The 3,399-nt window shown below is 59.1% G+C and carries 3 protein-coding genes and 1 pseudogene; 1 reads left to right on the plus strand and 3 read right to left on the minus strand.

The features are described from left to right. The 3 genes and pseudogenes from P3T23_RS47240 to P3T23_RS47250 form a co-directional block, all read right to left on the minus strand. Positions 1 to 590 (minus strand): annotated as a pseudogene (locus tag P3T23_RS47240) (IS91 family transposase); the annotation flags it as partial. A gap of 278 nt (positions 591 to 868) precedes the next feature. Continuing rightward, positions 869 to 1,162, minus strand: coding sequence for a transposase zinc-binding domain-containing protein (locus tag P3T23_RS47245; RefSeq protein WP_429322884.1), 294 nt, complete (start codon positions 1,160 to 1,162; stop codon positions 869 to 871). Positions 1,163 to 1,170: 8 nt separating this feature from the next. Further along, positions 1,171 to 1,683, minus strand: a complete 513-nt coding sequence (locus P3T23_RS47250; protein ID WP_429322885.1) for a tyrosine-type recombinase/integrase — start codon at positions 1,681 to 1,683, stop codon at positions 1,171 to 1,173. Between the two features lie 26 nt (positions 1,684 to 1,709). On the opposite strand from P3T23_RS47250, the gene P3T23_RS47255 reads away from it, so the two are divergent. Continuing rightward, positions 1,710 to 2,954, plus strand: a complete 1,245-nt coding sequence (locus P3T23_RS47255) for a tyrosine-type recombinase/integrase (protein ID WP_429322886.1) — start codon at positions 1,710 to 1,712, stop codon at positions 2,952 to 2,954. Positions 2,955 to 3,399 lie beyond the last annotated feature (445 nt).

The following is a 3,399-nucleotide window of genomic DNA, read 5'->3' on the forward strand; positions in this document are numbered from 1 at the left end:
CGGCCCAGGTAATCGAGCACGTGTTCGGCACCGCCAAAGGGTGGCTTGGCGTAGACCACCCACTCCGCCCGTGCCGCGGGTGCAAGCCAGGCTGCAAATTCGACGGGATCGCTCAGGGATTCGAACTGACCGTGCAGGCGCAGCCCGCCGGCGTCGTAAGCGCGACGCAGCTGTTCGAGAAACAGGCGGCGAAAGAGCCGTGACAGGACCCGCACGGGCAGGAAGAAGCCGGGACGGCAGGCGATCCAGCGCTCGCCGTCCGGGGAGAGGCCGCCGCCCGGCACCACGCAATGCACATGAGGGTGATGCTGCAGATTCTGTCCCCACGTATGCAGGATCGTGAGGAAGCCGATCTCGGCGCCCAGGTGCTTCGGATCGGCGGCGATCGTGCGCAACGTTTCGGCGCTGGCGCGAAACAGCAGATCGTAGAGCATCCTCTTGTTCTGCAACGCGAGAGCGGCGATGGATTCGGGAAGCGTGAAGACGACATGGAAATACTCGGTCGAGGGGAGGAGCTCCGCATGCCGGCGTTCGAGCCATTGCGCGCGGGCGAGTGACTGGCACTTCGGACAGTGCCGGTTACGACACGTAACGGAGTGCACTCCATTACGTGCCTTATGGGAAGTATTGTCTAACGGGGAGTTCCAGATCGGTTCGGCGTAAATCCGGCGGCGCCTGTATGGCTCGGCATCTGTCAGGCTGCCTTTCGACTCCCCATAAAATATCGAACTTTGCTGATGCGCTCGGACGTGACCGATACTCTGTGGCGAACGCGGTACGTTGCTTGTGGACCGCCGACCGTCGACTCGATCGTTCCACCATAGCTGTTTAGGGGTTCGTTGCGGCCTCCGATTGGTAACCGCGGTGCTCAGAGCGAAGCTTTTAATGGAGAGTTAAAGCGACGCGAATCTCCGGTTCGAGCCCGCTCCGAGGCCTCCTCTCCCCATAGGAAAACACTTCCCATAAGACACGAGTCGTAACTGATGCGCTGATGGCCGCATGCATCGCACTGCTCGAGATGGGCACCAAGCGCGGCGGTACGACACAGCTCGATGGCACTCATCACGCGTCGCTGGACACGACTGAGCCCCTCGGCATGGGATAGCCGGAAACTGGGCCCGCACTGGCGGAAGACGTCCGCCACTTCGAGCGCCGGCCGCATGACTGCGCTCAGAAGTACTCGGGCGCAGGTGGCGGGGATGGAATGGGTGCGGGGTGCGGCAGCAGATCGAAGGGACTGGTGGTGGCGCACACGGTGCTGGTGGCCACCTTCAGGTACCGGGACGTTGTCGTAAGGGACCTATGGCCCATCAGCAGCTGGATCCGGCGCACGTCAGTACCGGTTTCCAGCAGATGCGTGGCGAACGCGTGGCGCAAGGAGTGGGGTGTCACGGGTTTGGTGATGCCGCTGCGCTTGCGTGCAAGCTCGCATGCGTCGCCCACGGCATGGCGGGTGATGGGCCGCCCCGGGATGTTGCCTGGAAAGAGCCATTCCTTCGGATGGGCGTCCTGCCAGTACAGCCTCAGGATCTCGAGCAGCCTCGGCGAAAGCATTACATAGCGATCCTTACGGTTAAATGTGTTGTCAAAACTTATGTTGTGAATTCGGCGACGTCTGCCGTGAACACTCCTTTTGCTGCGCATTGACAACACATAACTTTTGGGCATTGACTGGACGAGCATCTGATCTTTTTGACGGAGGGTCGGCCATGTTTGATCAAATTTTCAAGCGTGCGTCAGCGGTGGCCCGTCACTCGGCGGCGCCTTTTGCTGAAGAGCGGATTCGCTATCTGGATTACTGCGTGGATCGGGGCGACTCCTACTGGTCGATACGACGCAAAGCCCATGACCTGCTATGGATCTCGCAAAGGCTCCGGCGTCGAAGTAAACTTTGTTTAACGGTCGATCAGGTACGGTCACTCGTTGTCGATCGTGCCGATCGCGAGGTTACCAGTGGACCTCGGCTCGACTTTCCCTCAACGCGGAGGAGACTGACCGCCAACGCTTGCACATGGCTCCGATTTCTCGGCACCCTGCGTGAACCTGTAGACCATATACCGTTCGGATCGCGGCTGAATGAATACGCCGAGTGGGCAAAGCAGGAGCGCGGACTCAGCGACGCTACGATTGACAGGTTCAGCCGAAACGTCAGGCAATTCTTGAAGTGGTACGGCCCCCTCGGTCGACCGTTATCGGGAGTTCATGCCACAGATATCGATGCCTACCTTGCTTTCGGGAAGGGCCGCGGGTGGGCTCGCGTTACCGTGAGCAATACAGTTGACGCCCTGCAAGCGTTCTTTCGCTTTGGTGGGCAGCAAGGGTGGTGCAACGGGCATCTGGCAAATGCCATACCCAGGCCCCGGATTTACGCATTGGAGGGGTTGCCAACGGGGCCATCGTGGCCGGATGTCCAACGGCTTCTCGCTGCCTTGGATACACCTCGTCCCGCCGACATACGTGACCGGACGATCCTGATGCTGTTCGCGATTTACGCTTTGCGCGAGAGCGAAGTGGCGAATCTTCGCCTCGAGGATATCGATTGGCAGCGTGATCAACTGCATATCCGTCGCGCAAAGAGGGGGAAGGAACAGGTCTACCCACTTCTGCCTTCAGTCGGCAACGCTCTTGTTCGTTATCTGCAGTCAGTCCGCCGGAGTAGCAATCATCGAGAGGTATTTCTGACTCTCATGTCACCGTTTCGTCCGCTTTCACTCAGTGGCCTCTATGACATCGTCTCCTACAGACTGAAGTCGTCGAATATCAAGTCCCCTCATTACGGCCCACACTGTCTGAGACATGCCTGCGGAACCCGATTGGTTACAGAAGGCTTGACCCTCAAGGAGATTGGCGATCATCTCGGACATCGGCGCACCTCGTCGACCCGCGCGTATGCGAAGGTCAATCTGCCCGGTTTGCGTGAAGTGGCGGCCTTCGATTTGGGAGCGCTGTCATGAGACTTCAAGAGCTTGTCGAGGCCTACCTCGAGTTCAAGACTTCATTGGGGATGCGCTATCGATCACAATCCGCCGTGCTCCGGGCCTATTGCCGTGTCATGGGTGATATTGAGATCGAGGATGTCAGGTCAGACGCAGTCCTGGTGTTTATCACGGGCACTGGGCCGGTAACCACTCGCTGGCTGGAATGCTACAGGGTCCTGGACGGCTTCTACCGTTATGCAATTGGACGCGGCTTTACGAAGAGGTCTCCGCTCCCTACGGATATTCCGAGGCATCCACCATCGTTTGTCCCATACGTATATACAGTTGATGAGCTTAGGCGGTTAGTGGCGGCAACTGACATACTTTGCAATAGCCTAGACTAAATCTGACAGTGGTCGGTTTCTCGTGCTGTTGCGCGTGGGCGCGGAGGACGCAGTCCGAAGCGGCAACGCGCGCGGCG

Origin of the sequence: Paraburkholderia sp. GAS448, from assembly GCF_050435685.1 — a bacterium.
Classification (GTDB): domain Bacteria; phylum Pseudomonadota; class Gammaproteobacteria; order Burkholderiales; family Burkholderiaceae; genus Paraburkholderia.